The 5,940-nt window shown below is 38.3% G+C and carries 7 protein-coding genes; 3 read left to right on the top strand and 4 right to left on the bottom strand.

Annotated features, from left to right (window positions below; genetic code table 11):
- A partial coding sequence (locus WB217_RS13290; protein ID WP_423993694.1) for a DUF4349 domain-containing protein occupies positions 1 to 705 on the top strand: 705 nt, incomplete at its 5' end.
- A 164-nt stretch (positions 706 to 869) separates the two neighbouring features.
- Here WB217_RS13290 and rnjA read toward each other — a convergent pair.
- Both rnjA and WB217_RS13280 read right to left on the bottom strand, forming a co-directional pair.
- Entirely contained in the window at positions 870 to 2,537 is a 1,668-nt protein-coding gene (rnjA, locus tag WB217_RS13285; RefSeq protein WP_423993693.1) for a ribonuclease J1, read from the bottom strand.
- Between the two features lie 3 nt (positions 2,538 to 2,540).
- A complete protein-coding gene (locus WB217_RS13280) occupies positions 2,541 to 2,753 on the bottom strand; it encodes a DNA-directed RNA polymerase subunit epsilon (protein WP_335427891.1) in 213 nt (70 codons plus the stop codon).
- Between the two features lie 671 nt (positions 2,754 to 3,424).
- Here WB217_RS13280 and WB217_RS13275 point away from each other — a divergent pair.
- On the top strand, positions 3,425 to 4,195 hold the full coding sequence (locus WB217_RS13275) for a Cof-type HAD-IIB family hydrolase (RefSeq protein WP_423993692.1): 771 nt from the start codon (positions 3,425 to 3,427) through the stop codon (positions 4,193 to 4,195).
- A gap of 215 nt (positions 4,196 to 4,410) precedes the next feature.
- Here the strand turns inward: WB217_RS13275 and def are convergent, their stop codons facing one another.
- Both def and WB217_RS13265 read right to left on the bottom strand, forming a co-directional pair.
- A complete protein-coding gene (gene def, locus WB217_RS13270; RefSeq protein ID WP_423993691.1) occupies positions 4,411 to 4,965 on the bottom strand; it encodes a peptide deformylase in 555 nt (184 codons plus the stop codon).
- Positions 4,966 to 5,099: 134 nt separating this feature from the next.
- On the bottom strand, positions 5,100 to 5,219 hold the full coding sequence (locus WB217_RS13265; protein ID WP_423993690.1) for a YjcZ family sporulation protein: 120 nt from the start codon (positions 5,217 to 5,219) through the stop codon (positions 5,100 to 5,102).
- Between the two features lie 250 nt (positions 5,220 to 5,469).
- Here WB217_RS13265 and WB217_RS13260 point away from each other — a divergent pair.
- Positions 5,470 to 5,940, top strand: a 471-nt coding sequence (locus WB217_RS13260) for a YkyA family protein (protein ID WP_423993689.1), incomplete at its 3' end; no start/stop codon positions are given.

Genomic DNA, 5,940 nt, shown 5'->3' with positions numbered 1-5,940 from the left:
ATGGTCATCTATAATGCTGAAATGAATTTAAGAGTCAAAAACTTTGAAAAGGCACGCAATGCCCTTGAACAAAAAGCCAAAACCTATAAAGGATATATCGTAAATTCCAGTTCTAACCGTTATGATGGGGAACAACAGAGCGGTACTATGACCTTCAGGATTCCACAGGAGCATTTCCAGGCATTCCTGAACGATGCGGAGGGTTTATCGGTACAAGTATACAATCGTCAGGTGAGCGGTGAGGATGTAACAGAAGAATATGTGGACCTTGAATCAAGACTAAGGTCTAAAAGGGCAGTGGAAGCGAGGCTCCTCGAATTCATGAAGCAGGCGCAGAAAACGGAGGATTTGTTAAAAATCTCTTCTGACCTAGCGAACGTCCAGGAGGAAATAGAACAAATAGCAGGCAGGAAAAAGTTCCTTGAAAATCAGTCAGCCTTATCAACAGTAACGATTTCCTTGGAAGAAAATGAAGTGCCTGTTCCAAAAATCGATAATGAGAACTTGAACACTTGGCAAAAGATTAAAAAGCAATTTGCAGATAACATCAATATTCTTCTGTCAGCAGGTTCCGGAATCATTGTGTTCTTGATTGGCAACCTGCCAATCTTGCTGATTGTGGGCTTTATTGTTTCAGCTATTATATTTTTTGTCAGAAAATATACAAGACGCTCTGAGAATAATAATATCGACTCAAATAGCTAAGTGGCACGCTTTGTTAAAGCTAATGGTTAATTCGGATTGTGCACATCGTATAGTGGAACACAGAAGCTAGCCTGCGGATAGCAAGCGCATGGAGTGGAATTCAACAGGCAAGTTGAACAGAGTGAAATGAAAAAAACCGTTGCAATTCGCAACGGTTTTTCCTGTTAAACCTCCATAATGATCGGTAAGATCATTGGGCGGCGTTTTGTTTTCTCATAAAGGAATGGTGCTAATGTGTCAGTGATTTCATTTTTAATTTCGGACCACTGAGTTGTTTTTCTTTCCATTACTTTGTTTAAATGCTTACTAATCAAGCTCTGGGCATCATTGATTAAATCGCCGGATTCTCTCATATAGACAAATCCGCGGGATATCAGGTCAGGTCCTGCAGCAATTTTGAATTCCTTCATGTTAATGCTGACTACAACCACTACAAGTCCTTCTTCTGAAAGGATGCGGCGATCACGCAGAACGATGTTACCGATATCACCAACTCCGCTGCCGTCAATGTAAACATTTCCAGATGGAATCTTACCTGCAACGCCAACTTCATTATCGCCTAGTGCTAGTACTTCACCATTATCCATAATAAAGCAATTTTCTTCCGGAACACCACAGTCGTTGGCAAGCTTTGTATGCATCTTCTGCATGCGATACTCACCATGGATTGGCATAAAGTATTTCGGTTTGATCAGGCGAAGCATTAATTTTTGTTCTTCCTGGCCGCCGTGCCCTGAAGTGTGGATGTCATTCAATGATCCATGGATGACATCAGCACCTGCACGAGAAAGCATATTGATCGTACGATTTACGCTGATTGTATTGCCTGGAATAGGTGACGAAGAAAATACGACGGTGTCGCCAGGCTGGATCTGGATTTGACGGTGAGTGCCGTTAGCGATTCTTGATAGAGCAGCCATAGGTTCTCCCTGACTTCCAGTACAAAGGATTGTAACCTGGTTAGCAGGCAGTCGGTTTATTTGCTGTGCATCAATGAATGTATCCTTAGGCGCAGTAATATAGCCAAGATCTTGTCCAATATTAATTGCTGATTCCATACTTCTTCCAAAGACAGCTACTTTTCTGCCAGTCGTAACAGCAGCTTCGACAACTTGCTGTAATCTATGAATGTTTGAAGCGAAGGTAGCGAAAATGATGCGGCCATCCACTTTTCTGAAAATATCATGAATGCTTTCCCCAACACGTCGTTCAGACATTGTAAAATGAGGGACTTCAGCATTTGTACTATCAGATAACAGACACAGTACGCCTTCTTTTCCGATTTCAGCCATCTTTGTTAAGTTAGCTGGTTCACCAACAGGAGTAAAATCGAACTTGAAATCTCCTGTATGGACAATTTGCCCTGGAGGAGTTTTAACAACAACACCATAGGAATCAGGAATACTATGAGTAGTCCTGAAAAATGTGACGGAAGTTTTGCGGAATTTGATGATATCATCTTCCTGGATTTCAATCAGCTTTGCTTTTCGCAATAAACCGTGTTCTTCGAGCTTGTTTTTGATTAATCCAAGAGCAAGCTTACCGCCATATATCGGAATATTGATTTCGCGCAATAAATAAGGTATACCGCCGATATGGTCTTCATGGCCATGGGTAATGAAAAGACCTTTGATTTTATCTTCATTCTTGACTAGGTATGAATAATCAGGAATAACATAATCGATCCCAAGCAATTCATCTTCTGGGAATTTAATGCCCGCATCGATTAGGATAATCTCATCCTGGAATTGCACACCATAGGTGTTTTTGCCGATTTCGCCTAGTCCTCCCAATGCGAAAACCGCAGTTTGGTCATTTTTTACAAATTTCATAAATTATCCTATCTCCAATACTTCAAAGTCTTCTTTTTGTTTTTCATATTCAAAATAGTTACCCTTAACTGCCTCGACGTACTCAACGTTATATTGGCGGTCAGCAATTTTTGTCCGAACATCTCTTTCAGATTCAGCTTCCACATATATTGTCTTTGTTTTTTCACGTACGGGAACTTGCTTGTTAGATTCCTGGTAGTAAACTTTAAAAATCATGTAAAATCTCTCTCCTTAATTAAATTAACTTTTTCTATTTTATAGGGCTTTGTTCGTTTCGATTGCAGCATTTGTACCTTAATTAGACTCTCCGTTTAAGACCACAAATAAAATGAGGGATAGAGGTCTTTAATATGTCAAACAACAATCTGTGCGAAAAAGCCATTTATAAAAAATAACAATTTTTACATTGTAATTATACATCAAATATAAACTTGTTAAGTGTTACCCTTTTTTTCAGTTATTAATCAATTTACAATAAGGAAGGAGCCCTCCGCAAGTTTGAAGGGCTCAAAAGTTTATGCGATAGTTTTTTTACGAAGCAAATCTTTCCACTGTTTTAAGAGCTTCTTTCTTAGCTTCTTCAACATAGTGGATCATCTCCTTAATTCTTATTTTAAACTATCCTTGTCCAAAGTAAAGTAAACAAGGGAAAGTTTAGCAAAGATTATTTTTCAAATTTCTACCTTTTTGTTTATATTATATGATGAAATAGAAAAATTTTTCATGGGTAATGATGGAATGACATAAATTGTCATTGATTTGCCATAGTTTAGATTTTCTTTTTTATGTACAATGCACTTAGAAATTTGCTAGACTGCTTTAAACTACATAAAAAGTGTATGATATCTGCAGAATACCTCAAGAATGATGCAGCAAAGGAGAATAACATGAGTAAAATCGTATTTTTTGACATTGATGGGACATTGCTGGACCATGATAAAAACTTGCCAGCTTCCACTAAGGAAGCGATAACCCTTCTTAAGGAAAATGGTGTATTTGTGGCGATCGCTACAGGGAGAGCGCCATTTATGTTCGAGAATTTGAGAAAAGAACTTGATATCGATTCATTTGTCAGCTTCAATGGACAGTACGTTGTTTTTGAAAACGAACCAATTTATAAAAATCCATTAAATTCTCAAAAGATAGAGGAGCTCTATTTTAAAGCAAAGGAAAAAGGACATCCTGTCGTTTTCATGAATCACATGACAATGAAAGCTTCAGTGAAACACCATGCTTATATTGAAGAGAGTCTTGGGGGCTTGAAGTTTGCCCACCCTGATCATGATGATGCCTTTTATGTGGACAGGGATTTATATCAAACGCTGCTATTTTGTGAAGAAGGGGTTGAGGACTTTTACAGGGAAACCTATCCTGATTTCACTTTGATCCGATGGCATCCATATTCTGTTGATATTTTGCCAGCTGGAGGGTCAAAGGCAGAAGGGATTAAAAAGATGATTGAAAGGCTGGGTTTCAAGCCTGAGGATGTCTATGCTTTTGGTGATGGCTTGAATGATTTTGAAATGCTGAAAGCAGCTGGAACTGGTGTTGCCATGGGGAATGCTGTGCCAGAGCTGAAGGAACATGCCAACCTGGTTACACGTGATGTTGATGATGACGGTATCTGGTATGGATTGAAAGAATTGAAGTTAATTTAATATAAGGCTCGATTAATGGTGATTATTGAATAAGAAAATCGTTCCATTCTTAGGTTGATGTGTTGTTGTGACTCATTTATACCAAGGGACGATTTTCTTCTTTTTTGTGCTAATACAAAAAAACTCAGTTGATTGGAGCGGAAATCAACAGACAATGTCATTAAAGGCATAAAAAAAGGGTGCCCCTAAAAGTTTTACTTTTTGGGACAACCTCTTTATCTTTCAATTGGAGATGCATTTGGTATTTCTTCGTAAGGATCTTGTTTATTGATATGATCGTAAAACATGATGCCATTAAGATGATCAATTTCATGCTGGAAAACGATCGCAGGCAGTCCTTTTAGTCTTAGTTTAACTTCAGTGCCATCAAGGTCAGTTCCTTTAACGGTAACCCTTGCATATCTGGGAACATAACCGGGAATAGACTCGTCAACAGAGAGGCAGCCCTCGCCTGCAGCGAGATAAGAACGTTCAACTGAATGGCTGATAATTTTAGGGTTAAATAGAGCATAGCTGAACAGGTTTTCTTTTTCATCACTAACATGGACAGCTATCATCCGTCTTGAGACATTTATTTGCGGTGCGGCAAGCCCAATACCGGGTCGAAGTCCATGTTTTTGAGCGACTTCCGGGTCTTGGCTGTTTTTGACATATTGTATCATGCTTTCTAAAATTGTCTTGTCTTCCTGGGAAGCAGGCAATTTGACTTCTTCCGCAACTTTGCGGAGGACAGGATGTCCATCGCGTACGATATCATCCATCGTCAACATAAACTTCACCTCTTGTTTCTATAGTATGTAATATTTTTAAGTCTAACAAAAGAACCCTAAAAAGTTAACTAGAAAAAATGTTTGCTTTTGATAATCAAAAAGAGAAGATGCTATTATACATCTTCTCTGATCGATTAGAATTTCCTGCAAGAGCAGCCTACGATGATGAGGAGTATGAATAAAACGACAATTAAAGCGAATCCTCTTCCATAACCAACACCCGGATAACCACATCCATAACCATAACCGTACATAAAGGAAACCCTCCTCTTATATGTTTTTCGTCCATCTAATCTGATGGGTCGATTGCTATAGCCTATGCGGTTACAGAAAATTGGTATAGGCATGCGCCTAAGGCATAAACTTCAAAATAAATGAATATAGTTTATTGAAGGGACAAGCTTAAATGAATATTTTGAAAGCAGATTCCTGACTTCCTTAATAATTGTCAAAACACGCAGCAATCGCTATAGTAAAATTGGTATCTGTGAGGAGGTTTTTATTTTGTCCATTTTAAAAAGATTAGGTTTATCCATCGTTTTGATGGCTGGTGTTTTAAGTCTTGCCGGATGTATGGACCGGCAAACTCCTGAGGAAAAAATGTTTGAAGAGCTTGAAAAAGTGGTGTCTACTGAAAAGGTTTTTGAAGATCAGCAGGACCCTCTAGTGGAATTAGAAAAGCAGGAAAAAGAAATTTACGAAAAAATCATATCACTTGGAATGAAAGAATACGACCAGATTGTTAAGCTTGCGGATGAAGCGCTGAAAATAGCTGACAAGAGAGAAGAACATATCGAGAAGGAAAAAGAAAGTATAAAAAAGTCAGAACAGGAATTTGAGAATGTTTCTAAAATAGCTGAAAAAATAGAGGAGCCATCACTAAAGAAACAAGCGGATGAATTACAGGCAACGATGAAAGAAAGATACAAAATCCATGATGAATTATATAAAAATTACAAACAAGGCCTACAATAC

Origin of the sequence: Mesobacillus sp., from assembly GCF_049588175.1 — a bacterium.
Lineage (GTDB): Bacteria > Bacillota > Bacilli > Bacillales > Cytobacillaceae > Mesobacillus.
The sequence above is the reverse complement of the archived record's forward strand: the minus strand, read 5'-3'. Positions and strand labels throughout refer to the sequence as shown.